The following is a 25058-nucleotide window of genomic DNA, read 5'->3' as shown; positions in this document are numbered from 1 at the left end:
CGAAGGGGACGGGGACTCGTGATGGATAAGGATGAAGAGGCAGGCAGGGTGTCCCGCCGAACCCTATTGAGGTTGGGGGCGGCCGGGGGCGCCGGTGCCGCCCTGGTTGCCGCGAAGGGCTTGGGCGTGCCGTTTCTGGCGCAGCGGGGCCTGCTCACGGCCGACGGCGCGTTCGCCGCGACGTCGGCAGCGCTCAGTGACGCGTTGTTCTACATCGAAAAGTTCCCGACGAGCCCGCTGATCCTCGAACCGTTCCGCGACCAGCTGCCCATCCCGAGGGCGCTCACCCCGGTGCCGAGGTCGGTGTACAGCGCCTGGCCGAAGCCGCCGGGGCCAGGACCCGGGCAGCAGAACTCGCTGCTCAACGAACGGCACCAGATCTGGCCAAGCCAGATCGGCTACCCGGATCCCATCGTCTACAAGATCGATCTACTGCTTCGGACCCACTCCTTCACCAAGTCCCAAGTGCTGCCGATCGACTCGGAAGGACAGCCGACAGTCTCGTACGACTCATCCGGCAAGACCTACGCGGCCGGGACGAAACGGACATTGCCGCCGAGCACAATCTAYGGTTTCAACGGCATGCTCCCCGGACCGATGATCAACGCCGAGTACGGCAAGCCGGCGCTCATCCGCTTTGAAAACCATCTGGACGAGAACCCGCTCCACCTCGACCGTCAGGATTTTGGCTCCCCGGACTGGTCCTTCCTGACCCACCTGCACAACGGTCACACCGCGCCCGAGAGCGACGGCAACCCGCACTACTCGATGGTGGCCGGGCCCAAACATCCGGGCTTCAGGCCGCAGATGTTCGTCGACAACCTGTACCTGAACTGGCCGGCCGGCGGAGACGACCGGGAGAAGCAGAGTTTCTTCTGGTTCCACGACCACACGATGGACCACACCGGCTCGAACGTCTACAAGGGCCTGATGGGCCTCTACCCCATCTACGACCCGAAGAACGGCCTGGACATGGGAGACGAGCGGCGGGGCCTCCGGCTGCCGGGCGTCCGCAAGGACAACTCGGATGGCTCCTTCGATGTCAAGTACGACATCCCGCTGGCCTTCTCCGATCTGCGCCTTGATGACGGCGACACGGTACACAAGGACATCCACGACGTGCAGGGCGAGTTCCCGGCCGCCAAGAACCCGGCCAAGCATCCCGAGTGGTGGGGCAAGACGTTCTACAAGCATTTCCCCAACCACGGCTTCGTGGGCGATATCTGCGCGGTCAACGGGACGGCCTTCCCGGTGCTGGAGGTCAAGCGGCGCAAGTACCGCTTCCGGTTCCTGGACGCCTCGGTCTCGAGGATCTACGAATTCAAGCTGATGAGCTCGACGCAGGGCCCCAAGTCCTCGGCGTCGCTCGGCTTTGTCGATGACGAACTGGAGGGCCAGTACCGCATCCCTGACGCGCAGCAGTGCATGCAGTTCACCCAGATCGCCTCAGACGGTGGGCTCCTGCCGTTCCCCATCAAGCGGGACTCGTTCGAGCTGTGGCCAGCCAAGCGGCGCGAGGTCATCATCGATTTCACGCGGTACCAGGACGGCACGCCGACCACCAAGGGCGACGTCGTCTACCTCACCAACGTCTTGAAGATGCCCAACGGGCGGATGTGGTCCAACTCGTCCCGCTTCTTCCCCGATCCGGCCTATAGGGTGCCGTTGCTGAAGTTCGTGATCGGCGACACCGCTCAGGACGACAGCCGGATGCCGGCGGCCCTGACGCCTCTGCGCCCGCTTCCGCCGCTGCCGGGCAACTGGCGGAACCTGTTGGACAACCGCCTGATCTTCGAGGTGAAGCGGGGTGCCCTGGGCGGCGAGATCGAGTGGCTCATCAACGGCAAACCCTTCGACCCGACGACGGTGGCGACGAGCCTGAGAAACAATGCTGGCGCGACGCCGCTGGCCGCGCCGAAGAAGAACAGCTTCAACCTCTGGGAGATCCGCAACGGCGGCGGCGGATGGGTGCACCCCTTCCACCTGCATATGGAGGAACACCGCACCGTCATGCGCAACGGCAAGGACGTCACTGTTAAGGCAGATGCCGGGCACCCCGACGACGTCTCGAAAGAGGATCTGGCGGCGCTTGACCCGAACGAGTCGGTGATCCTTTACCGGGGATTCCGGGACTTCGTCGGGCCATACGTGGCGCACTGCCACAACCTTGCGCATGAGGACCACTCCATGATGTTCGGCTGGGAGATCCGGCCATGAAGCAGAGGGAAGTGATCGAGAAGGCAAAGTTCGCCGACGCCCACATTGAACGCAACGGCCTGAATCCCGGCCCGGCAGCCGTTCCATGGTTGACGGTCGCATCCCTCGCTGTTGTGATGGCCTACGCTGACGGCTTCTGGATGATGTCGCTGCGCGGTGCCGTGGGTGCCATTGAACGCACGCAGGAGCCATTCGTGAGTTGGCTGCGTGAGTCCACCCTGGTTCTGCCGGTTTTCGTCGTCGCGGTTCTTGGCGCTCTCGCGCTGGCGCTCCATCTGTTCGGGCCGGAACCGCGCAAGTGGAGCACTGTCCTGACGGCACTGCTGGTAGCCGCCGCCGGAACCGGCGTCGGCATTGCGCTCATCACCGTCAGCTCCGCCTACGATTACCGGCTGCAGTCCGATCAGCTGCAGCTGATCGGCTCGATGAGCCATACTTGCCCGCAGGACGGGTGCGTGGCGCTGCAGGAGCAGGCGTCGCTCGGACTCCAGATGCGAGCCGTGGTCTATGGCAGCGGGATGCTCCTGGTCACCAACCTTGTCCTCGTGGGCTGGGTGGTGGCGATCCGGGGCGGCCGGTTGGACGTCAGCAGCATCCGACGGCGAACTGCCCGGTTGGGAAAGGACCACCGGCGGATTTTTCTGGCCGCAACGCTGTTCGGCAGCGCAGCCATCCACGCCGCCGTCATACCGGAGCATCTCAGTGAGTGGGCTGCCGCCGGTATGTTTTTCGCAATTCTCGCTGCGGCCCAGCTTGCCCTTGGCCTCCTGTCGCTGGGCCGGCGGCACCGCGCCCTGTTCCCGGCGGTCGCGGGAGCCTCGATTGTTCCGCTGGTGCTGTGGCTGTGCTCCCGGACCGTCGGACTGCCGTTCGGACCGGCGGCCGGCACCCTCGAACCGGCCGGTCTGGCCGACATTGCTGCCGGGGTCCTGGAACTGGGCGCACTGCTGGCTGCCGGCGCCCTGCTCCGTGACAAAGACCAGCTCCCCAGGCGCCCACTGGTATCAGCCCACATCCGATCGCTCACGGTTGTGGCGGCGATCGCCGTTGGCGTCTTGGGTCTCGCCGGCACCGCCCCGGCCTGGTTCGGCAACCCGGATAGCTCAGGACACGAGTCGGTCACCGTCCCTCACCAGTGAGGTGCACGGGTCCGGCCGGTTTTTGAGGCGGGCTCTAGTCGATGATTTTCAGGCTGGTGCCCCAATTGAAGGTTGGATACGCGGGGTTGACCTGCAGCGCCATGACCAGCTGCTCGAAGCCCTCGAGTTCACGGGCGTGGCGCAGCCCGCCCACCTGGATCGGACGCAGCCCGGCGGCTTCGGCGAAGGCGGCGACGTCGTTGCGGGCCTCCTCGGAGTCAGAGGCGATGAAGACATCCACTGGCAGGCCACCGGCAGCCCCTGCGCCGAGCGGGCCGGCAAAGGTGGTGTTGAAGGCTTTCACCACCCGTGCGCCCGGCAGCAGCGCAGCAATTTCTTCGGCCGCCGACGTTCCCGGGGCGACCACCAGCGAGTCAAAGGTTTCCGTGTCGATCGGGTTGCTGATCTCCACCACCGTCTTGCCGCTGAGAGTATCGCCGAAATGTGTGGCAACCTCCTTGGCCGGTCCGAAGTAGAGCGCCAGGACCACGATGTCGCCCTCGGGAACTTCACTCAGGCCGCCGGAGGTGGTGTTGGCGCCAAGGTCAGCAGCGAGCTTGGCGGCATTATCCGGTGTCCGGTTCAGCACCTGGACGGAGCGGCCGGCGGCGACAGCACGGGTGCCGATTGCCCGTGCCATGTTGCCGCTGCCAATGATCGTGATGTCAGTCATGATGGAACCTTTCCGAGGTGGCCGGTAACTGCCGGATCAACAATTGAAGGAATCAGTTGTGCGCGCGGTCCGGGCCAGGCAGCGCTGCGGGGTTGACGCCGGCCGCACGTTCAGCCTCAGCCAGGGCATGTTCCAGCCGGTCCACGGCCGGGGCGTAGGCGGCATCCGAACACGGGCGGTCCGTTGAGCTGCCCAGACGCTCGGCGGCCTTGATTGCCCGGATCAGCGCGGCAGTTTCCGGGCGCCGGGTATCGATCATGGCGGGGTAGTCAATCGAAAACCGCGGATCCAGTTCGTAGCGCTGCCACCGGGCGAGGGCGTTCCGGTGCCGTGCGGCCGCCGCCGCGTTCAGGAGTTGGGTCTCGCGGCTGGCCCGGCGGGTTTTTTGCCGGCGGAGCAGCCGGGGTGCAGCGGCCAGAGCCGCCAGGGCTGCGCCGCCGGCCAGCATTCCGAGCGCCAGGCCGGCCCAGGGCCACGTGAAGGATGCAAGGACGATGGCGGGCACAACGACGGCGAGTCCGGCGAACACGTCCCAAAACGCGCCGTCCGCGCCCTCTGACGGTCCGTCTTGAGCCGCCAGGTGTTTGCGGGCGAAGTAGACCGAGATGAACGCCGCCCCGACGACGAGGACGGCGAGGGCGAGGAACTGCCAGACCGCAAGGGCTCCGGAGTCTGAAAGCGACGTCATTGCACACCTCCGGCGGAACCATCCCGGGCGGGCGCTGTTCCGCTAGTTCCATTGGAATCCCTTGCGGCGGGGCCGTCAATGCCCCGCGCGGGACGTTCCGTCACGGAGCGTCCCGGCGTAGCCTAGGGGCCATGCGACTGAAAATGTGCAGTATTCACGTCAAGGATCCCGCCTCGGCCTATGAGTTCTATACCGGCATTCTGGGTTTCGAGACCCTGATGGCGATGCCGGAGCACAACCTCTTCATCGTCAAGGATCCAGGCGGCGCCGGTGGCGCCGGGCTGCTGCTGGAGCCCAGTGACAACCCGATCGGGGCGACGTACATGAACGGACTGCACGACGCCGGAATCCCGGCGGTCGTGTTTGGCGTGCCGGATGTGCGGGCCGAATATGACCGGTTGGCTGCCAAGGGCGTGATGTTCCAGGGCGAGCCGTCCGAGGGGCCCGGCGGGACGTCCGTGGTGATGGATGACGGCTGCGGGAACTTCGTGCAGCTGCACCAGGACTAGACGCGGGCCTGGCCGCACCCGGCGCCACACCGGACCCAGGGCCTAGCGGTTTACTTTGTCCTTGTCCGGGTGCTCGTCGCCGATGTGGCCAGGTGCGTTGGCGGCCAGGACGCGCGCGACGAAGGAGGCATATTCCTCCATGTAGTGGCCCAGCAACTTGGCTGTTGCCTCGTCCTTGACCTCGCCGTCCTCGCCGTAGACCTCCGGGGTGAAGCGGATGTAGGCCTCCGGCGCATTGAGCTGCGGCGCATCAAGGAAGCTCAGCACGCTCCGGAACGAGGACTGCATCACGGCGGTGCCGATGCCGCCGGGGGAAGCGCCGATGATCCCGGTGGGCTTGCGCGCGAAGGAATTGGTGCCCCAGGGCCGGGATCCCCAGTCGATGGCGTTCTTGAGCGCCCCCGGGATGGACCGGTTGTATTCAGGGGAGACGAACAGGATGCCGTCGGAGGCGGCAACGGCGTCCTTGAGGGCCTGACCTTCGGGCGGAAAGGCTGCATCGAAATCCGGGCTGTACAACTGCAGGTCCTTGATGGGGATCTCCGTGAACTCCAGCTCCGCGGGTGCCAGCCGGATCAGGGCCTTGGACAGCGTGCGGTTGATGGAAGTGCTGGAGAGGCTCCCGACAAAATACCCGATCTTGTAGGCCATGGCCTGTTCCTTCCCGGTGCTCCGCCGGAGGCTGGTGGATTGGGATACAGAGGCGGTCGGGCCGGCGGACCCGACTCATTCCGCGAGCATAGCCCTGCGTCCGCGGGATGAAAATAGGTGCCGGAAGGAGCCGGGTGCCGCTATTCGGCCTTGGCGCGGGCTTTCTTGGCGTCCTTCTTGGCGGCCTCGTCCTTGACCCGCTGGGCCTCGGCGCGGACGGCGGCGTGGGTGGAGCGCTCGGTAACCAGCCAGGCCGGGGGAGCCTGGAGCAGCGCGGTGATTTCCGCCGTCGTCAGCGCTTCCTCAACGCCGCCGCGGGCCAGGCCGCTGATGGAGACGTTGAGCTTCTGCGCCACCACGGGCCGCGGGTGGGGGCCGTTGCGGCGCAGTTCCACGAGCCACTCCGGCGGGTTGGCCTGGAGCTCGGCGAAGTCAGCGCGGGTGATGGCCGAATCCTGGAACTCCTGGGGTGTCGCCGGCAGGTAGATGCCAAGCTTCTTGGCAACGGTGGCCGGCTTCATGGACTGGGAGTTTGCAGAGGTCATGGTTCAAGGGTATCCGGCCACAAAGCCGCAAGGCACCACACCGGCACCATGCGGACTCCGTGCAACAGAGCCGTACGACGGCGGTGGCGGTACTGTGAACGTGTGTCCGCCGCAGAAGAAACCCCCGAAAACGCCACACCGTCCGAGCCCGAGGTCCGCGAGCTGCGCTTTGCGTACGTTGCCGGTGTGACCCCCGGAAAATGGATCCGGCGCTGGGAGGAACGGATGCCGGACGTGCCGCTGCACTCTTTCATGTCCGACGACGGCGCGCAGCTCGCCGTGCTCCGCGACGGCTCGGCGGACCTGAGTTTCGTCCGGCTCCCCGTGGACCGCGAGGGCCTGAGTGTCATCCCGCTCTACGAGGAACAGCCTGTGGTGGTGGTACCCAAGGGGCACGAGGTCACCGTGTTCGAGGAAGTGGACCTGGCGGATCTGTCCAAGGAGACCTTCCTTGATGTGCAGGAGCTCGGCGGCCCTGCGATGGCCCTGCAGGTGGTGGCGTCCGGTGCCGGACTGGTGATCCTGCCGATGTCCGTGGCCCGGCACTTCAACGTCAAGGACACTGTGGCCCGGAAGCTCACGGGTGCGCCCGGCACGGAGATCGCCCTGGCCTGGCCCAGCGACGCCACGGACGAGGTGATCGAGGAATTCATCGGGATTGTCCGCGGGCGCACCGCGGCGAGCTCCCGCCAGCCCTCGGCGCAGCAGGAGAAACCCAAGCGGGAGCCCAAGCCGGACCGGCGCGGCACGGGATCTGCCACCAAGAAGCCCAAGGTGGCGCAGCGTTACGCGCCGAACCCGGACAAGGGCCGTGGCAAAGGATCACGGAAAAAGGGCAAACGCTAGGGGATACGCGGAGGTCCCCCCGTTGCCGTGGCCGCTACTTGGCGCAGGCGTCCTGAAGGGCCTTGACGGATTCGGCCGGAACCTGGTCTCCGGAATCGGCAATCTGGCGCAGTGGCGTGGTGATCTCAGCGGGTGTGCCGGCGGTTTCCGCGCCGGCAACCAGGCCGCCCAGCAGTTCCTTGTCCTTGACGCTGACGAGGCCGTCCTTCACGAGGGCGCAGGCCTGTTTTTTCACTTCACTGCCAGCCGCCGCAGCAACCTGGGATGCCCCGTCGTTGACGGCCTTTTCGGCGGCGCCCTGCACCTGGCCACAGCCGCTCAGGGCGATCAACGCGGTGGCAGCGGCAAGAGTGGCGAGACGTCGTTTCATTCATCCACCCTAACAAGCACGGTTGGTGCCGGGATCCCGGAAAGAGGGGAAACCCTAGGCATAGCCGTGTGAGCACAGGCGCGCATAGGCTCGGTTCGTGGACATCGTCGAGTTCTTGACCGCACGCATTAAAGAAGACGAAGCTGCCGCACTGAAACTGCTCGGCGACCCCACGCTTGCCGTCTCCGGTGAGTGGTATGAACGCCGCCTGCTCCGCGAGTGTGAGGCCAAGCGCCAGCTCATCGGCATCATCGAATCCGCCCGCCAGTCCGTGCTGGCAGCCCTGGTCAGCCAGGAGCCCGCCGACGCCGGCTGGGTGCCGGACGTCATTGACTGGACCACGCAGTCCCTGCACACCCTGGCCCTGCCGTACGCGGACCACCCCGAATTCCAGTCCCGGTGGCGGATCACGGGATAGCGGTCTTCGGCTTTCTTCCACTCGAAGCAGACCCGGCTGCAACCTGGCCGCCTATTTTCCTGCCCTGACCTGCGAAAACAATCCTTCCTCACCCCTGCCGCAGGCGACGTATCGCCGCTACCATGGCACCCGGGGCCTCCTGTGGTGCCCCGGAAAATGGGGGAAACCATCGCACAAAACCGCTTTCTGGCAGGTCAAGCGCGCCCAGGCCTGCCCCGGCACCGCAGAGTCAGGAAAGCAGCAGTAGAGACCCGCAGTGCAGTCGAGACCCGCAGTTCAGTAACGACCCGTAGTTCATCGATCCAGCCGCAACCGACGCCGCTATAGCCGTCCATTGAAAGAGAGCGACATGTCAGATCCGCATAAGTTCCCGCAGGACACCGGCCGGCAGCAGTGGCCGAGCGAGCAGCCCCGGCAGAACCCGGGGTGGGCGTCCAACCCGTACGGCGCGCCGGCGTACCTGGGCGCGGTGTCCGGGCCGGTGCCGCTCTGGGCACCCCTCTATGGCGCCTCCCTGCCGGAGGCCGTGTCCAGGTTCTTCAAGAAATACGCAACGTTCTCAGGCCGGGCGAGCCGGAGCGAATACTGGTGGTGGACGCTCGTGTCCGCGCTGGCGGGCATCGTCATGAACATCGTGATGGCCGTAGCCGGCTCGGCCGGCGCGAAGCTGGGACCCAACGGCACCACCGTCCCGGGTCCCGGGTATTGGGTCGTTCTCATCCTGTACATCGTCCTGACCCTGGCCATCTTCGTCCCGTCCCTGGCGTTGTGCGTCCGGCGCCTCCACGACACGAACATGAGCGGCTGGATGTACCTCCTGATCCTGATCCCGCTCGTCGGCCCTATCCTGCTCGTCATCTTCATGGCGACGGGTTCCAAGCCGGAAGGTCAGCGGTTCGACCAACCGACCTGGTAGGCGCGCAGGTCAACGGGCCACCGGGGCGGTACGCTCCGGTGGCCCTTCTGCGTCCTGATGCCGGCGGCTCAGTTGAGCGCCACCAGCCACGAGAAGCCGACAAATGTGACGCCGGAAACCTGCAGGAAATCTCCGCGGCCTACGCTGGTCACACCGCGGCATCTGCGGTCCGCCCGCCGGTGCGGTTCTTGAAGGGATTCCGTCATGCACCTCTTGCCCCGCGAGCAGGAAAAGCTCATGATCGTGGTCGCGGCGGACCTCGCCCGCCGTCGCCAGGCCCGCGGCCTGGAGCTGAACTTCCCCGAGGCCGTCGCCGTCATCAGCTACGAACTGATCGAGGGCGCCCGGGATGGCCGGACCGTGGCGGACCTCATGAGCTACGGAACCACCCTCCTTGGCCGCGACGACGTCATGGAGGGCGTGCCGGAAATGATCCACGACGTCCAGGTCGAGGCCACCTTCCCGGACGGCACCAAGCTCGTTACCGTCCACGACCCCATCCGCTAGGGAGCTTCGATGATTCCGGGAGAATACGTCCTCAGCGCCACTCCGCTGCTGATCAACGCCGGGCGTGAGGCAGTGGAGGTCGCCGTGACCAACACGGGTGACCGCCCAGTCCAGGTTGGCTCGCACTATCACTTCGCCGAGGCGAACCCGGCACTGCACTTTGACCGGCAGACCGCCTATGGCCGACGCCTGGACATCCCGGCCGGCACGGCCGCACGGTTCGAACCGGGGGACAGCAGGACCGTCCGGCTGATAGAACTCGCGGGCAGCCGGGAAGTGTACGGGCTCAGCAACGCCGTCAACGGACCACTCCACGAGACCGGACTCCGCGAGACCGGACGCCGTGTTTCCGACCTACACGTTTCCGACCCCCGTGTTTCCGAAGGGAAAGGTGACGCGCAGTGAGTTTCGAGCTATCCCGCAGACAATACGCAGACCTCTACGGGCCGACGACGGGCGACGCCATCCGCCTGGCCGACACCGATCTGTTCCTCGAGATCGAGAAGGACCTCACCGTCTACGGCGAGGAAGTGGTGTTCGGCGGCGGCAAAGTGATCCGCGACGGCATGGGCCAGAACGGCCAGCTGACCCGGGACGGGAACGGCAGTACTGGTTCCGGCGGCGGAGTTCCGGACACCGTGATCACCAACGTCGTCGTCCTTGACTACACCGGCATCTACAAGGCCGACGTCGCGCTCCGGGACGGCCACATCTTCCGGATCGGCAAGGCCGGCAACCCGCAGATCACCGACGGCGTGGACATCGTGATCGGCGCGAGCACCGAAATCATTGCCGGTGAGCGGAAAATCCTGACGGCCGGCGGGGTGGACTCCCACATCCACTTCATCTCGCCGGACCAGGTCACCGCCGCCCTGTGCAGCGGCGTGACCACCATGGTGGGCGGCGGCACCGGCCCCGCCGAAGGCACCAAGGCCACCACCGTTACCCCCGGCAAATGGCACATCCAGCGGATGCTGCAGGCCGCCGAAGGACTCCCTATTAACATCGGCCTTTTTGGCAAGGGCCATGCCTCCGCCGTCGAACCGCTCGCCGAACAGATCCGCGCCGGCGCGATCGGACTGAAAGTCCACGAAGACTGGGGATCCACCGCGTCCTCGATCGACACCTCCCTGAAGGTCGCGGACGAATACGACGTCCAGGTGGCCATCCACACCGACACCCTGAACGAGTGCGGCTTCGTGGAGGACACCATCCGCGCGATCGACGGCCGCGTGATCCACACCTTCCACACCGAGGGCGCCGGCGGAGGGCACGCGCCGGACATCATCAAGATCGCCGGGCTGCCCAACGTCCTGCCGGCGTCCACCAACCCCACGCTGCCGTACACGCGCAACACGATCGAAGAGCACCTGGACATGCTCATGGTCTGCCACCACCTGAACCCGGACATCCCGGAGGACGTGGCGTTCGCCGACTCCCGGATCCGCGCCGAGACCATCGCGGCCGAGGACGTCCTCCAGGACCTTGGCATCTTCGCGATCACGTCCTCGGACTCCCAGGCCATGGGCCGCGTGGGCGAAGTGATCATCCGCACCTGGCAGGTGGCGGACAAAATGAAGAAACAGCGCGGTGTGCTCAAAGACCCCGACCGGGGCGTGCACGGCGCCGCTGCCGGGCAGGGGGCGGAGAGCGATAACTTCCGGCTCAAGCGGTACGTGGCGAAATACACCATCAACCCGGCCATCGCGCAGGGCATGGCGGACTCGATCGGCTCGGTGGAGGTCGGAAAGTTCGCCGACCTGGTGCTCTGGGACCCGGCGTTCTTCGGGGTGAAGCCTGAGCTGGTGCTCAAGGGCGGCCAGATTGCCTACGCCCTCATGGGCGACGCCAACGCCTCCATTCCCACACCCCAGCCGCGCACCATGCGGCCGATGTTCGCTGCCTACGGCAAGGCCCTGCAGCAGTCCTCCATCACCTTCCTCTCCCAGGCCGCCATCGACGCCGGGGTCCCGGACGAGCTCGGCCTGGAAAAGGTGATCCGGCCGGTGTCCGGCATCCGAAACCTCACGAAGGCGGACCTCAAATACAACGGCGCCACCCCGGACATTGAGGTGGACCCGGAAACGTATCAGGTGAGCGTCGACGGCGAGGACGTCACATGCGAACCGTCGGACGTGCTGCCCATGGCCCAGCGCTATTTCCTTTTCTAGGGATCCAGAGGAGACGAACATGATCATCGAAAAGGTCCTCGGCAACACGCACGACCTTCCGCCCGGGCCGGACCCGTATGCCGGGCTCCACCGGGAAAAGGTGGTGCTGCCCAGCGCCCAGCTGGTCAAGCGCATCCAGCGCGTCACCACCGACCACGGCAAAGAGCTGGGCATCAGGCTCCCCTCCGCTGCTTCAGACCTGCGCGACGGCGACATCCTGCACGTGGCCGGGAGCAACATGATCGTGATCTCCGTGCTGCCCACCGACGTCCTGGTGATCGCCCCGCGCTCCATCCACGAGATGGGAGTGGTGGCGCACAGCCTGGGCAACCGGCATTTGCAGGCCCAGTTCTTCGACGCCGCTTCGGAGTACGGGGCCGAGGTGATGGTGTGCCAGTACGACCACACCGTGGAGGACTATCTCAAACACGTCGGAGCGCCCTACGACCGCCAGGAGCGCGTGATGCCCGTCCCCTTCCGCCATGCTGAACATAGCCACTAGCTCCGCTGCCGCCGCGCTGGGCGCTCCGCTGGGAAGGGGGCTGTGCCCGTCCCCAGCCGCTCCCAACTCTCGCAAGCTCGGGTCGGGGCCCTCGCGGCAGTGGGCCCACCGCGGTGCCCACCACACCGCAGCCCCCTTCCCAGCTTCGCGCTTTTGGGGGAGGCGATCATGACTTATCAGTTGGCGTTGCAGCAGCTCACCGATTCTGCGCTTCCTACCGGGGCTTTTGCTCACTCGCTTGGGTTTGAGACTTATGTGGAGCGGGGGCTGGTGCGGGATGAGGCGAGCTTTGGGGTTTGGTTGGCGGCGTTCATTTCGCAGCAACTGACTTACTCGGACGCCCTGGCCATCCGGTTTCTCTATGAGGGCGCTGCTGTTGCTGAGCTGGATGAGTTGTTGAGCGCTCAGTTGCTGCCCCGGCAAGTGCGCGAGGCGAGTATCAAGATGGGCGGACGGCTGCTGGAGATCGGGTCCGAGATCTTCCCGTCCCCGGCATTGGCCGAATACAGGGAGCTGGTGGCTTCCGGCCGGGCTGCCGGGCACCAGCCGCTGGCGTTCGCCGTGATCGCCCGTTCCCTGGATGCGCCGCTCCCCGAGGCCCTGGTTGCCTACTTGTTCGCGACGGTCACGTCCCTGACGCAGAACGCGGTCCGGGCCATTCCGCTGGGACAGAACGCCGGCCAGCGGCTCCTGCGGAAGGCGGCCGACGGCGTCGCTGCCGCCGCCGAGCGGGTCGGCCACCTCACGCCCGACGACTTTGGGGCCGTCAGCCCCGGACTCGAAATTTCGCAGATGCGGCACGAACGCCAGCGCGCCCGCATGTTCATGAGCTAGCAGAACTTTAGAAGAAATGCTGACGAGAAATATGTCTGGAGAAGAATATGTCTGAGCCCATCATCATCGGCATCGGCGGCCCGGTGGGTGCCGGCAAAACCCAGCTCGTGGAGCGCCTCACCCGCCACATGAGCCGTGCCATCTCCATGGCGGCCATCACCAACGACATCTACACGATCGAGGACGCCAATATCCTCGCCGCCAACGGGATCCTGCCGCTGGACCGGATCATCGGCGTCGAAACCGGCGGCTGCCCACACACGGCCATCCGCGAGGACACCTCCATGAACACGGCGGCCATCGAGGAGCTGAAGAAGCGGCACCCGGACCTGCAGGTGATCTTTGTCGAATCCGGCGGCGACAACCTCTCCGCGACGTTCAGTCCCGAGCTGGTGGACTTCTCCATCTACATCATCGACGTGGCCCAGGGGGAGAAAATCCCGCGCAAGGCCGGCCAGGGCATGATCAAGTCCGATCTCTTCATCATCAACAAGACCGACCTGGCGCCCCACGTCGGCGCGGACCTCTCCGTCATGGAACGGGACTCCCGCGAATTCAGGGGCGAGAAGCCGTTCTGCTTCACGAACCTCAAGACCGACGAAGGCCTGGAACGCGTCATCGAATGGGTGCGGCGCGAAGTCCTGATGCTCGACCTGGCGTCATGAGCACGACGGCGGCCATTCAGTCCCAGGCGGCTGTCTCACCTGGGCCGGCGCCCGCGGGTGAAGGGGGCCGTGCCCGCTCCGCGGTGCCCGCCACGCCGCGGCCCCCTTCACCCGCGTCCGCTGATCGGCCCGTGATGGGTCACCTTGAGCTTTTGGTCGCCGATCGGGCAGGACGTTCGGTGGCCACGCAACAGTACCATCGCGGGGCTTTAAGGATTTTGCGGCCGCATTACCTGGATGAGTCCGGGCAGGTTTGTTATGTGCTGGTGAACCCGGGCGGGGCCTATTTGGGGGCCGACCTCTTCGTGATTGATGTGGAGGTGGCGGACGGGGCGGGGCTGCTGCTCGCTACGCAGTCGGCCACCAAGATCTACCGGACCCCGGGATCCTTTGCCGAGCAGCGGATGCGGCTGCGGCTGGGGGAGGGGGCGCGTTTGGAGCTCGCCCCGGACCAGCTGATCGCCTACCGGGAGGCCAGCTACCGGCAGAATACCCACGTGACGGTGCGGCCGTCGTCGAGCCTGATCATGGCCGAGATTGTGACGCCCGGGTGGTCGCCGGACGGGGCCTCGTTCCGCTACGAGGAGCTGCGGCTGCGGACCGAGATCCGGGTCGAATCCGGGGAAGCGGCCGGGCTGCTGGTCCTGGACAACGTGCTCCTCCGCCCTTCCCTGGCCGATGTCACCGGCATGGCGTTCATGGAGGGATACAGCCATCTGGGGTCACTGATTGTCGTGGACCCGCGGGTGGACCAGGAACTTGCCGATGAACTGCACGGGATCACGGCCGGTTACGGTGCCCATACCGGCATTTCGCTCACCGCCAGCATGCTGGGAACGGCCGGGCTGGTGATGAGGTCGCTCTCGAACAGCACGGAAGAACTGAGGCGGGTTGCGGGAGCAGCCACCACCTTGCTGCGGAAGCGCTGGTACGGCCAGGAGCAGCTGGATTTGAGGAAATACTGATGGCCACGATCGGGCAGATGGCGGCCGTGTACCGCCGGCGGGCGCACCTGCCGCTGCGGACGCGGCTCCTGGTGACCTTCGGTGCGGTGGCTGCGCTGCATGCTGCCGCCGTCGTGCTCCTCGGCTCCACTGCGGCCGGCGGCGGACAGCCGCTGGGGGTCGGGCTGGTGCTGACGGCATACCTGGCCGGAGTGAAGCACAGCTACGACTGGGACCACCTCGCCGCGATCGACAACTCCACCCGGAAGTTCGCGGCCGAGCTCCGCGATCCGGTCAGCGTGGGCTTCGCGTTCAGCCTTGGCCACAGCTCCGTGGTGGTTCTCGCCGGGGTGCTCGTGGTGGCGGGGGCCTCGCTGGTGGGCAGCTTCATGGAGGAGGGGACTGCCGGAAACCTGCTGCTGCGGATCATCGGCAGCGGCGTGTCGGGGCTGTTCCTGCTGGCCATGGGCGCTTTCAACGGTTCGGCGTTCCTCCGGACGCTGAAGATTTACCGCAGTGCACGCGATGGTGCCTCGATCACCGACGAGGATCTGGCCGCGAGGGGCCTGGTGGCCCGGCTGCTCGCGCGTCCGCTGGCCCGGGTCCGGCATCCGCGGAACATCTTCGTGATCGGATTCCTCTTCGGACTGGGCTTCGACACCGCCACCACGATCGGGCTGTTGGTCATGGCGACGGCGGCATCACTGGCCGGCGTCTCACCGCTTGCCCTGATGGCGCTTCCGCTGGCGTTCACCGCCGCCATGACGCTGTGCGACACCGTCAACGGCGTGGCCATGATGCGGATGTACCGCTCTGCCCTGACGGATCCGCGGCGCAAACTCGGCTTCAATGCCGCCATCACGGGCATTTCTGCCGTGTCCGCCCTCTTCATTGCGGTCCTCACCCTGGGCGGGGCCCTGCATGAGGTGTTCGGCCTCGGAGACCCCCTGACCAGTTGGTTCGGGTCCGTGGACCTGGGCGACGCCGGCCTGCTGCTGGTGGCGCTGCTGATGTCCGCCTGGGCCGCCGCCGCGTTGCACGGACGGACATCCGCGCGTGCCCGCTAGGGCGCTGATTACAGCCGCCTCGCCCCCTCTGCCGGAAGGACGGCGAACACGTCCGGAGTCAGCAGCCCGCGGGCGATGAAGCCGGCAAGAACCGCGGACCTGGCCCGATCGGCGTCGTCCACGGGAACCAGGGCGATGGCCGAGCCGCCGAATCCGCCACCTGTCATCCGTGCACCGATCGCGCCGTTGGCGCGGGCGGCCTCAACGGCCAGGTTCAATTCGGGGCAGGAGATCTCGAAGTCGTCCCGCATGGAGCGGTGGCTGGCGTCCAGCAGTTCCCCGATGGCCAGCGGCCCGCGGGTCCCGAGCAGTTCCGCGGTCCGGGCGACCCGTTCGTTCTCGGTAACGATGTGCCGGACCCGGCGGAAGGTCACGTCGTCGAGGATGCGCTCAGCCCTGGGCAGGTGTTGGGCGCCGAGATCCCGAAGGGCGCCCACTCCCATTTCCCGCGCACCCCGGACGCACGAGGCCCGGCGCTCGGCATACCCGCCGCTGGCATGGGCGTGCGAAACCTTGGTGTCAATGACCAGGCAGAGAAGCCCGGCCTCCGCCAGGCCAAGCGGCACAGCGCGGGAGCTGAGGTCCCGGCAGTCCAGGTAGACGGCGCAATCCCTGGTGCCGAGCATCGAGGCCGACTGGTCCATGATGCCCGTGGGCGCACCGACCACATTGTTTTCGGCACGCCGGCCGATGTCCGCCAATTCGGGGCGGCCCAGGCCTGCCCCGGTGAGATCTGACAGGGCCAGGGCCACGGCGCACTCCAGGGCGGCGGAGGAGGACAGCCCGGCCCCGACCGGCACATCGGAGGACACGAACAGGTCAAAGCCAGGGACCGTGGTGCCGGCGCGTTCCAGTTCCCAGGCCACCCCGGCCGGATAGGCGGACCAGCCCGCGGCCTGGTCCGGGCTTAACGTGTCGAGATCGAATTCGACCGGTTCGGCGCCCGGGAACGCGGAGGCCAGCCGCACGGTGCGGTCCGGCCGGGCTGCCAGGGCCACGGTGGTGCTGCGGTCGATGGCGAACGGCAGGACGAGGCCCTCGTTGTAGTCGGTGTGCTCGCCGATCAGGTTGACCCGCCCCGGCGCCTGCCACACGCCGTCGGGGCGGCGGCCGAAATGCCTGGCGAAGGCTCCGGTCAGCGCCTCCGCCGGTGCCGTCCGTGTGCTGTTGGTGGTGGTCATGCCGTTCCTGTCCTGGCGTCCCGGAGCCGTGCGGCGACTTCTTCGGGCGTGGTGTCGTTGATGAAGGCGCCCATGGCGGCCTCGGAGCCGGCCAGGAACTTGAGTTTGTTGGCGGCCCGCCGGGGCGAGGTGAGCTGCAGGTGCAGGTAGCCGGACCGGCGCAGGACCGGGTCAACGGGGGCCTGGTGCCAGGCGCTGATGTACGGCGTCGGGCTGCCGTAGAGCGCGTCAAAGCGGCCCAGGAGGTCCGGATACAGGACGGCAAGCTCGTCACGCTCGGCGCCGGTCAGCGCCGCCAGGTCCGGAACCTGGCGGTGCGGAACCACGTGGATTTCCAACGGCCAGCGGGCCGCGAACGGGACATACGCGCTAAAGAATTCGCCCTCCACCACCATCCGGGCGCCGTCGGCGCGTTCGCCCGCCAAGATGGTCCCGGTCAGGGTGGCCGTGCCGCCCGCCGCCTCGTGGAACCGCCCGGCGGCCGAGGCCATCACCGCGGCCCGGGGGGTGACATAGGGGTAGGCGTAAATCTGGCCGTGCGGGTGGTGCAGTGTCACGCCGATGTCCTGGCCGCGGTTCTCGAAGCAGAACACCTGCGCCACGCCCGGCAGCGCACTGAGCGCCTCGGTCCGGTGCGCCCAGGCGTCGATCACGGTGCGCACGCGCCGGCTGCTGAGCGCGGCGAACGTTCCGGTGTGCTCGGGCGTGAACGCCACGACTTCGCACCGGCCGCCGGCGATTCCGCGGGTTCCCCAGCCCGGCGCTGCCGGGGCAGCGGCGAATTCCGGGCCGAGCGAGGGGAAGCGGTTTTCAAACACGGCGACGTCGTAATCCGCCGCCGGGATCTCCGAGGGACGCGCCTCGGTGCTCGGGCACAGCGGGCACTCGTCCGCCGGCGGCAGGTGGGTCCGGTGTTGTCGGTGGGCGGCGACCGCCACCCAGTCCCCGGTCAGCGCGTCGTACCGGATTTCCCCGGCGGGTCCGCGTTCGGGGAGTTCGCGGCGGTCCTTGGACGGGCGCCGCCGGGGACGGTCGGTGTCGTCGAAATACAAGAGTTCGCGCCCGTCGGCGAGCCGCGTACTGGTGACCGCGGACACCGACGCCGGGGCGTCGCTGCGGCTGATGATGCTGGTCATGGGGTTCCTTCAGGGGGTGGAGCCGGGCGGTCAGAGGGCCTGGACGTGCAGGAGCAGGGCATGCTCCGGGTTCAGGACCGGCAGGGGCAGGCCGACGTGCTGGAGGAAGGCGCCGGTGGCAACGGCCCCGTCTTCCAGCCAGGCCGGCGGCTGGATCTGGGTGAAGGTGTGCGCGTAGTCGCCGTCGAGGGGCGTGGGCAGTTCGGCCCGGACGCGGTAGCTCCGCTTCGGGTCAAGGCCCGGCAGCGAGGCCAGTCCGGGGACCTCAGTCGGGGAGGACGCCAGGGACACGGCAGCGAACAGGGCCTCGCCGGCGTCGTGGGCGACCACGCCGTGGACACTCAAGGTGGGCTCCGCGGTATCCGCGTTTACCCGCTTGCCCGAGTGGATCAGGGCGCGGTGGCGCTTGTACAGCGCAATCACGCGGCGCAGCGTGGCCCGCTCCTCGTCCGTGGCCGCGCGGATGTCCCACTCCATGCCGAAGTGTCCGAAGAGTGCGGTGATGGCGCGGAAGGAGATGTCGTGGGTGCGTGCCGTGGTGTGCGAGGTGGTCGGTCCGATATGCGCCCCGACGAGTTCCGGCGGGAGGATGGCCTGGGTCCAGCGCTGGATGGTCTGGCGTTCCAGGGCGTCGTTGCAGTCCGAGGCCCACACACGGTCGGTGCGTTGCAGGATGCCGAGGTCCACGCGTGCCCCGCCCGAGGAGCAGCTTTCGATCTCCACGTCCGGGTGTGCTGTCTTGAGCGCGTCGAAGAGCCGGTAGGCCGCGAGCGTCTGCTCGTGGACGGACGGGCTGCCGCCGCGGCCGTGCTCGGTGAGGTCGCGGTTCTGGTCCCATTTGAGGTAGGCGATGTTGTTTTCGCGCAGCAGGGCGTCGAGGCGGCCGTAGATGTACTGCCAGGCCTCCGGGTTGGCGAGGTCCAGGACGTGCTGGTTGCGCCAGGTGTGCGGGAGCCGGCCGCCGTCCTTGTAGGAAAGCGCCGACGGGCCCACGATCCACTCCGGGTTCTCGCGGGCGACGTCGGAGTCCAGGTTGACCATCTCCGGCTCCACCCACAGGCCAAACTCCATGCCGTGCCCGGTGACGGCGTCGATCAGCGGCGTGAGGCCTCCGGGCCACAGACCCTCGTCGACGAACCAGTCGCCCAGGCCGGCGTGGTCGTCGCGGCGGCCGCGGAACCAGCCGTCGTCGAGGACGAAGCGTTCGACGCCGAGCCCGGCGGCCGATTCGGCGAGTTCCAGCAGGGGTTCGAGGCGGTGGTCAAAGTAGACCGCTTCCCAGGTGTTGAGCACCAYGGGGCGCAGCCGCCCGGAGGTGGTGTCCACGTGCTGCGGGCGGGCGCGGAACCAGTCGTAGAAGGCCTCGGTGATGCCGTCCAGTCCCTGGCCGGAGTAGGCGGCAAAGAGCGACGGCGTGCGGTAGCTGCCGCCGGGGTGGAGCACCACTTCGCCGGAGCCGAGCAGCTCCGTGGCGCCGAGCATCCGCCGGCCGTCGGTGAGGCTGTCGAGGTACTGTTCGTGGTTGCCGCTCCAGCCTAAATGCGTGGCCCACACCTGTCCCCGGCGGTTGGAGAAGCCGGCGGTCCCGGCTGCCACCAGCAGCGAGGAATCGTGGCCGGTCCGGCCGTGCCGGCCGGTGCGGACCCAGGTTCCCTGCTGGACGGCGTGCCGCTGCGGGTGGTTTTCGCGGCACCAGCGTCCGGTGAGGTCGAGCAGTTCCGTGGCGTCCCGCGGCACCGGCAGCACCGTGGCCAGTTCCTCGAGCTGGTATTCGGCCGTGCCGCTGTTGGTCAGCGTGTGGGCCAGTTCCAGGAGGCCGCCGGGGTGGAGGGTGAGCTCGGAGCTGACGTCCAGTCCGGCCTCGGAATCCCGGTGGATGATCAGTACCCCGCGGCCGCCGTCCTGCACCTGGGCGGAAACCACCCGCAGGGCCGGCGAGAAGTCCTGGCCGGGGCCGCCGTCGGTGGTCCGGTGCCCGCGGAGGCCCGGGCGTCCGGCCCAGCCGGAGGAGGCCTGCGGAAGCAGCCCGGCGGTGACGGGGATGTCGAGGGCGGAGTGGGGGACGGGCCCCCGGAGGATCGCCAGATCGGGGAGGTGTTCGCCGAGGTCGGCGCCCCAGTGGACGATCTCGGCCTCGCCGGAGTCGAAGGCCAGCAGGAGGCTGGTGCCGGCAGAACGCAGGTGCACGGGGTGCATGGGATTCACTTTCAGTAGTGCGGAAGTCAGGTGCTGGTGCGCGGGATCCCGGCTGGGAACCCCGCGCACCGGGCGCCGCGGTTGCCGGCGGCTGTGGCTTCAGAGGCGTACTCGTTGAACAGGCTTACTTGTTGAAAAGTGAGTTGACCTGGTCGTTGGCCTGCGAGAGGGAGCTGGCCGGCTGCTTGCCGGAGACCACGGCGTCCATGGCCGGCTTCATGATGCCGTCCACCTTGGCCGCCTTGTCGGCGATCGGGAACAGGAACGTGGTGTCTTCCTTGACCTGCTGGGTGAAGGGGGTCACGTCCACGCCCTTGGCCTTGAAGGCGGCTTCGGCCTTGTCCGAGGAGGTTGTGATCGCGGGGAAGACCACGGCCTTGGAAGCCACGACATCCTGGCACGCGGCGGAGCCCAGGTACTCGGCGAACTTCACGGCAGCAACGGGCTTCTTCGTCCCGGACCACACGGAGTCGGCCAGGCCATTGAACATGGAGGACCGCTTGCCGTCGGGGCCGGTGGGGGTCGGCGCGATTCCGACGTCGACTCCCTTGTAGCCGGTGTACTGGCCGATCATCCACGAGCCGTGGGCGTTGATGACAGACTTGCCGGCGGCGAAGGTGTCCGCCATGCTCGCACCGACGGTGGTTTCGAGCTTGGGCATGTAACCCTTCTCCGCCATGCTGGCGAACCAGGCGATGGAATCCTGGAACTTGGGGTCATCGTAGTTGAAGTGGGTGCCCCAGGGATTCTTGTCCGTGTGGGTCCATCCGGTGGTGCCGGTCAGGTAGCTCCACTCGGTTTGGCCCTGGCCGGAGCCGGAGCTGTTCAGGCCGAGACCGTAGACGGCGACCTTGGTCTTGTCGAAGCCGGCCTCGTCGCCGCGCTTGCCGTTCTTGTCCACGGTCAGGTGCGCGATCGCCTTTTCATAAGTGCCGCCGTCCTGCGCGTTCCAGCTCAGGCCCTTCATCTGTTCATCGGTGACTCCGGCGTCGGCGGTGAGCTTCTTGTTGTAGAAGAGGGAGATCGTGTCCCAGTCCTTGGGCAGGCCGTAGCGCTTGCCGTCCTCGCCCACCCAGAGATCGGCGAGGCCCTTGTTGTACTGGGTGAGGTTGACGTGATCGTTCGCGACGGCGTCGTCCAGGGCCAGGAGCTGTCCGGTCTTGGCGAATTCGGGGTACTTGGCCAGGTGGTCGGTGAAGACGTCCGGGGCGGTGCCTGCGACGAAGCCGTTGGTCAGGGTGCTCCAGTAGTCGTCCCAGCCGCGCTGGGTGATCTTGACGGTGATGTCCGGGTTGGCCGTGTGGAAGTCATCGGCGCACTGCTGGTACGCCGGGAGCTGGTTGGCGTCCCAGAGCCAGTAGCTGATCTCGCCCTTGGCTTCCTCGCCGGAGGCGGCCGAGGCGCCTCCGCCGCTTCCGCAGGCGGAGAGGGCGAGGACAGCGGCGGCCGCGGCGGCGAGGGCGCCGACTGCCTTCTTGCCGGATGCTTTCTTGTTCATGCTGGGGGTCCTTTCGGGACGGTGTATCTGGGGTGGGCTTTTGGGTGGGGGATTATTTGATGCCGGAGAAGCCGATGGAGTTGACGATCTTCTTGCCGAAGGCGATGAAGAGCAGCAGGACCGGCACGGCCGAGATGAGCGTGGCGGCCATGAGGCCGGACCAGTCGGGGGCACCCTGGGGTGACTGGGACTTGAAGACGCCCAGGCCGACGGTCAGCACTCGGACGTTTTCCTGGTTGCCGACCAGCAGCGGCCAGAAGTATTCGTTCCACTGCCCAATGAAGGTCAGCAGCGCCAGGGTGGCGAGCGGAGCCGCGGCGTTTGGCAGCACAATCTGGAAGAAGATGCGCACGTGCTTGGCGCCGTCGAGCATGGCAGCCTCTTCCACTTCCCGGGACATGTTCAGGAAGAACTGCCGCAGGAAGAAGATCGCGAACGGGGTCATGAAGAGGTAGGGCAGCACCATCCCGAGCATCGTGTTCAGGAGGCCAAGGTTCTTGATCAGCAGGAAGTTGGGCAGCGCGGTGAAGATCGGCGGCACCATCATGGTGGCCAGGAACAGGCTGAACACGGCGTTGCGGCCGCGCCAGCGCAGGCGGGAGAAGGCGTAGGCGGCCATGGCGCTGAAGAAGACGGCGCCGGCGGTGGTGATGCCGGCGAAGATCACGGTGTTGCGCAGGTAGATCCAGAAGTCGATCTTGGCGCCGGAGCCTCCCTCCGCCATGGCCTCCTGGGCGCTCTGGAGGCCGAAGACCCGCTTGTACGCACCAAGGTTGAAGTCGGCCGGCAGCAGGTTCGAGGCGTTGGAAGCCAGGGCGCTGTTGGTGGACAGCGAGGTGCGCAGCACCCAGTAGAAGGGCAGTACCGAGACGGCGACGGCGAGGACCACGAGGGCCCAGGCTCCGGCGCGCCGCCAGTTGAAGCGGCGGCCGGTGATTCGGCGGGACTTGGCGGGAATGGCTGAAGTGGCAGTAGTCATGCTGGGACTCCTTAGTCCAGGTCCGACTCGTTGCCCTTGAGGAACTTCATCTGGATGAAGGCCACCAGGGCGAGGATGACGAAGAGGATGACAGCGAGGGCCGAACCGTAACCGAAGTCAGACTCCGTGAAGGCCCGCTGATAGATGTAGTACTGCAGGACGCGGCTGGCGTTGATGGGGCCGCCCTGCGTGGTGACGGCGACGGTGTCGAAGACCTGGAACGAGCCGATGACGGTGACGATCAGGACGAGTACGACGACGGGCCGGAGCAGCGGCATGGTGATCTTCCAGAAAGTCTGGAGGGGTGAGGCGCCGTCCAGGTTGGCGACCTCATACAAGCCCTGGGGGATGGCCTGGAGGCCGGCGAAGATCAGCAGGGCCGTGTAGCCCATGTGGCGCCACGTATTGATCAGGGCCTGGGTGGGGATGGCCCATTCCTCGCTGCCGAAGAAGGCGACGCGGGGCAGGCCGACGGCGTCGATGAGGTTGTTCACGATGCCGATCTGGTAGTCCAGCAGCCAGAACCACAGGAGCGCGGCGATGACGTTTGCCATCAGGTAGGGCAGCAGCAGGCTGCCGCGGATAAAGGTCGATTTGGCGACCCGGTGCATCAGGAGGGCCAGGCCCAGGGCCAGGACCGTCTGCAGCACGATGTTGATCAGGACGTACTGGGTGGTGACGCCCAGCGCGTTCCAGAACAGGGGGTCCTTGGCGATGGCCGCATAGTTGGCGCCGCCGATCCACTTTGGCGTGCCGAGGATGTTGTATTCGGTGAAGCTCAGGTAGAGGCCCCGGATGCTCGGCACAAGGTAGAACACCACGAAGCCGAGCATCGCCGGGGCGATGAAGAGCAGGGCAACCTTCAGGTCGGTCCGGGGGCGGCGACGGCGGCGGGGGGCAGCATTGCCCGTTCCCGTACCGGTCGCCTTGCGGGCCGGGGCGGCTCCGCGGGCAGTTGTGGTGGTCATTTGTGGTTCCTCCGCAGTTACGTGGATGCTGTGACGTGGATTACAACTGAGGCATGAATCTACACGAGTAACTTTCCAATGCGCAACCGTTTCCTTAATGTTTCCGGGCGAAAAACATTCCCCCACCACCAGCTATTGACTCGAGTAGAAACTGGTGTGAAACTTGCGTGCATGACGTTCTCACTAGGCATTGTTGGCGCCGGCCAGTTCGCAGGCGCATTCGCCAAACTCTTCGACGCCCACCCCGCAATTTCAGAAGTCCACGTCACCGACGTCCTGCCGGAACGGGCCGATGCCCTCCGGGAGCGGCTGGGCCTGGCCGGGACCTATCCCAGCTTCGAGGCCATGCTCGACGGCGGCGTGGACGCCGTGGCGATCTTCACCCAGCGCTGGACGCACGGGCCGCTGGTGCTGCAGGCGCTCCGCGCCGGCAAGCATGTCTACTCGGCGGTGCCGATGGCCATCAGCGAGGACGAGATCGCCCGGATCATCGACGCCGTCCGCGAGACGGGGCTGACCTACATGATGGGCGAGACGAGCTACTACAACCCCGCCACGGTGTACGCCCGCAAACGCAGGGCCGAAGGCGCGTTCGGCCGCATTTTCTACGCCGAGGGCGACTATGTGCACGACATGGACCTGGGCTTCTACGAGGCCTACCAGTACAGCGGCGGGGAGGACTGGAAGCGCACCGCCAGCTACCCGCCCATGCTGTACCCGACCCATTCCACCGGCGGCGTGCTGGGCGCAATCGGCGGCCACGCCGTCAGCGTCAGCTGCATCGGCGTCCCCGACGAGCGCGGCGACGGCGTGTTCGACAAGGACGTCAGCATGTTCGGCAACGACTTCTCCAACGCCACCGCGCTGTTCGAACTCTCAACCGGCGGGTCCATGCGCATCAACGAGATGCGCCGCGTCGGCTACCCCTCCCACCTGCGCGAAAGCCGCTTCCGGTACTTCGGCACCGAAGCCAGCTTCGAGCAGCTGGCCACGGTCAGTGTCTGGCAGGACAGGGAGTCCGTGACCGATGTCAGCGCCGAACTGGCCACCGGGGCCACGCTTGCTGCTGACGATCCGGCGCTGGCCGACGTCGCACCGGCCCTGCGGGACGCCTTCAGCTCCGGCCTGGCGCCCGTGCACGACTCCGGCCGGCTTCCCGCCGAGTTCCGCGGACTTCACAACGGGCACGAAGGCAGCCACCACTTCCTGGTGGACGATTTCGCCACTGCCGTCGACACGGGAACGCTGCCGCCGGTGAACGCCTGGGAAGCCGCCCGCTACACCCTCCCGGGAATCGTGGCGCACGAGTCCGCCCTCCGCGGCGGGGAGCGGTTGCCCGTGCCGGACCACGGCGACGCCCCGGAGCGGCTGCCCGCGCCGGGATCCGGCCGCGAAGCGTCAGACGGGGAAGGCTTGGCCCGGGAAGTCCGGCGGTAGC

General features: G+C 67.0%; 26 protein-coding genes. 15 read left to right on the top strand and 11 right to left on the bottom strand.

Translation table 11 applies throughout. The features are described 5' to 3' along the window. Positions 1-21 precede the first annotated feature (21 nt). Together AB4089_RS10030 and AB4089_RS10025 are read left to right on the top strand one after the other, a co-directional pair. Complete coding sequence (locus tag AB4089_RS10030) at positions 22-2217, top strand: multicopper oxidase family protein (protein WP_441409238.1); 2196 nt, start codon at positions 22-24, stop codon at positions 2215-2217. After that, positions 2214-3356 carry a hypothetical protein gene (locus AB4089_RS10025; RefSeq protein WP_441409141.1) on the top strand — a complete coding sequence of 381 codons (1143 nt, stop codon included), beginning with the start codon at positions 2214-2216 and terminating at the stop codon, positions 3354-3356. Before AB4089_RS10030 ends, AB4089_RS10025 begins: the two co-directional genes overlap by 4 nt. A 34-nt stretch (positions 3357-3390) precedes the next feature. Here AB4089_RS10025 and AB4089_RS10020 read toward each other — a convergent pair whose 3' ends face one another. After that, positions 3391-4029: an NADPH-dependent F420 reductase gene (locus AB4089_RS10020; protein ID WP_441409140.1), complete on the bottom strand. Its 639-nt coding sequence runs from the start codon at positions 4027-4029 to the stop codon at positions 3391-3393. Between the two features lie 52 nt (positions 4030-4081). Further along, on the bottom strand, positions 4082-4717 hold the full coding sequence (locus tag AB4089_RS10015; protein WP_441409139.1) for a hypothetical protein: 636 nt from the start codon (positions 4715-4717) through the stop codon (positions 4082-4084). Positions 4718-4848: 131 nt separating this feature from the next. On the opposite strand from AB4089_RS10015, the gene AB4089_RS10010 reads away from it, so the two are divergent. Then, entirely contained in the window at positions 4849-5226 is a 378-nt protein-coding gene (locus AB4089_RS10010; RefSeq protein WP_441409138.1) for a VOC family protein, read from the top strand. A 42-nt stretch (positions 5227-5268) separates the two neighbouring features. Here AB4089_RS10010 and AB4089_RS10005 read toward each other — a convergent pair whose 3' ends face one another. Together AB4089_RS10005 and AB4089_RS10000 are read right to left on the bottom strand one after the other, a co-directional pair. Further along, positions 5269-5877, bottom strand: a complete 609-nt coding sequence (locus AB4089_RS10005; protein ID WP_441409137.1) for an NADPH-dependent FMN reductase — start codon at positions 5875-5877, stop codon at positions 5269-5271. A 140-nt stretch (positions 5878-6017) separates the two neighbouring features. Continuing rightward, on the bottom strand, positions 6018-6422 hold the full coding sequence (locus AB4089_RS10000) for a DUF5997 family protein (RefSeq protein WP_441409136.1): 405 nt from the start codon (positions 6420-6422) through the stop codon (positions 6018-6020). 102 nt (positions 6423-6524) lie between these two features. On the opposite strand from AB4089_RS10000, the gene AB4089_RS09995 reads away from it, so the two are divergent. Next, positions 6525-7268 carry a LysR family substrate-binding domain-containing protein gene (locus AB4089_RS09995; RefSeq protein WP_441409135.1) on the top strand — a complete coding sequence of 248 codons (744 nt, stop codon included), beginning with the start codon at positions 6525-6527 and terminating at the stop codon, positions 7266-7268. A gap of 34 nt (positions 7269-7302) precedes the next feature. On the opposite strand, the gene AB4089_RS09990 is transcribed toward AB4089_RS09995, so the two are convergent. Further along, the gene (locus AB4089_RS09990; RefSeq protein WP_441409134.1) at positions 7303-7638 is read right to left on the bottom strand and encodes a hypothetical protein; all 336 of its coding nucleotides are present in this window, start codon (positions 7636-7638) and stop codon (positions 7303-7305) included. Positions 7639-7735: 97 nt separating this feature from the next. On the opposite strand from AB4089_RS09990, the gene AB4089_RS09985 reads away from it, so the two are divergent. The 10 genes from AB4089_RS09985 (at position 7736) to AB4089_RS09940 (ending at position 15662) form a co-directional block, all read left to right on the top strand. Further along, positions 7736-8056, top strand: a complete 321-nt coding sequence (locus AB4089_RS09985) for a DUF6221 family protein (protein ID WP_441409133.1) — start codon at positions 7736-7738, stop codon at positions 8054-8056. A 349-nt stretch (positions 8057-8405) separates the two neighbouring features. Further along, positions 8406-8972: a DUF805 domain-containing protein gene (locus AB4089_RS09980; protein ID WP_441409132.1), complete on the top strand. Its 567-nt coding sequence runs from the start codon at positions 8406-8408 to the stop codon at positions 8970-8972. A 204-nt stretch (positions 8973-9176) separates the two neighbouring features. Beyond that, positions 9177-9479, top strand: coding sequence for an urease subunit gamma (locus tag AB4089_RS09975; RefSeq protein ID WP_441409131.1), 303 nt, complete (start codon positions 9177-9179; stop codon positions 9477-9479). Between the two features lie 9 nt (positions 9480-9488). After that, a complete protein-coding gene (locus tag AB4089_RS09970) occupies positions 9489-9884 on the top strand; it encodes an urease subunit beta (RefSeq protein WP_441409130.1) in 396 nt (131 codons plus the stop codon). Then, on the top strand, positions 9881-11650 hold the full coding sequence (ureC, locus tag AB4089_RS09965) for an urease subunit alpha (protein ID WP_441409129.1): 1770 nt from the start codon (positions 9881-9883) through the stop codon (positions 11648-11650). Before AB4089_RS09970 ends, ureC begins: the two co-directional genes overlap by 4 nt. A gap of 19 nt (positions 11651-11669) precedes the next feature. After that, positions 11670-12152, top strand: coding sequence for an urease accessory protein UreE (gene ureE, locus AB4089_RS09960; RefSeq protein WP_441409128.1), 483 nt, complete (start codon positions 11670-11672; stop codon positions 12150-12152). Positions 12153-12320: 168 nt separating this feature from the next. Next, entirely contained in the window at positions 12321-12986 is a 666-nt protein-coding gene (locus AB4089_RS09955) for an urease accessory protein UreF (RefSeq protein ID WP_441409127.1), read from the top strand. A gap of 47 nt (positions 12987-13033) precedes the next feature. Further along, positions 13034-13651: an urease accessory protein UreG gene (ureG, locus tag AB4089_RS09950; RefSeq protein WP_441409126.1), complete on the top strand. Its 618-nt coding sequence runs from the start codon at positions 13034-13036 to the stop codon at positions 13649-13651. A 134-nt stretch (positions 13652-13785) separates the two neighbouring features. Beyond that, positions 13786-14616, top strand: a complete 831-nt coding sequence (locus AB4089_RS09945) for an urease accessory protein UreD (protein ID WP_441409237.1) — start codon at positions 13786-13788, stop codon at positions 14614-14616. After that, positions 14616-15662 carry a HoxN/HupN/NixA family nickel/cobalt transporter gene (locus tag AB4089_RS09940; RefSeq protein WP_441409125.1) on the top strand — a complete coding sequence of 349 codons (1047 nt, stop codon included), beginning with the start codon at positions 14616-14618 and terminating at the stop codon, positions 15660-15662. The genes AB4089_RS09945 and AB4089_RS09940 overlap by 1 nt, the downstream gene beginning before the upstream one ends. Before the next feature lie 8 nt (positions 15663-15670). Here the strand turns inward: AB4089_RS09940 and galK are convergent, their stop codons facing one another. The 6 genes from galK to AB4089_RS09910 all read right to left on the bottom strand — a co-directional run bounded on the left by galK (position 15671) and on the right by AB4089_RS09910 (position 23620). After that, positions 15671-16843, bottom strand: a complete 1173-nt coding sequence (galK, locus tag AB4089_RS09935; protein ID WP_441409124.1) for a galactokinase — start codon at positions 16841-16843, stop codon at positions 15671-15673. Then, on the bottom strand, positions 16840-17979 hold the full coding sequence (gene galT / locus AB4089_RS09930) for a galactose-1-phosphate uridylyltransferase (protein ID WP_441409123.1): 1140 nt from the start codon (positions 17977-17979) through the stop codon (positions 16840-16842). Before galT ends, galK begins: the two co-directional genes overlap by 4 nt. A 30-nt stretch (positions 17980-18009) precedes the next feature. Continuing rightward, positions 18010-20175 (bottom strand): alpha-galactosidase, encoded by a 2166-nt coding sequence (locus AB4089_RS09925; protein ID WP_441409122.1) that lies wholly within the window; start codon positions 20173-20175, stop codon positions 18010-18012. Between the two features lie 124 nt (positions 20176-20299). Then, entirely contained in the window at positions 20300-21673 is a 1374-nt protein-coding gene (locus AB4089_RS09920) for an ABC transporter substrate-binding protein (protein WP_441409121.1), read from the bottom strand. A gap of 52 nt (positions 21674-21725) precedes the next feature. Continuing rightward, the gene (locus AB4089_RS09915) at positions 21726-22652 is read right to left on the bottom strand and encodes a carbohydrate ABC transporter permease (RefSeq protein WP_441409120.1); all 927 of its coding nucleotides are present in this window, start codon (positions 22650-22652) and stop codon (positions 21726-21728) included. An 11-nt stretch (positions 22653-22663) separates the two neighbouring features. Further along, positions 22664-23620: a carbohydrate ABC transporter permease gene (locus tag AB4089_RS09910; RefSeq protein WP_441409119.1), complete on the bottom strand. Its 957-nt coding sequence runs from the start codon at positions 23618-23620 to the stop codon at positions 22664-22666. Positions 23621-23791: 171 nt separating this feature from the next. Between AB4089_RS09910 and AB4089_RS09905 the strand changes: the two genes are divergently transcribed. Then, positions 23792-25057, top strand: a complete 1266-nt coding sequence (locus AB4089_RS09905; RefSeq protein ID WP_441409118.1) for a Gfo/Idh/MocA family protein — start codon at positions 23792-23794, stop codon at positions 25055-25057. Position 25058: the final 1 nt, after the last annotated feature.

Source organism: Arthrobacter sp. 2MCAF15, assembly GCF_052115605.1.
GTDB lineage: Bacteria > Actinomycetota > Actinomycetes > Actinomycetales > Micrococcaceae > Arthrobacter.
Note: the sequence above shows the minus strand (reverse complement) of the source record. Positions and strands in the feature narration are given on the sequence as shown.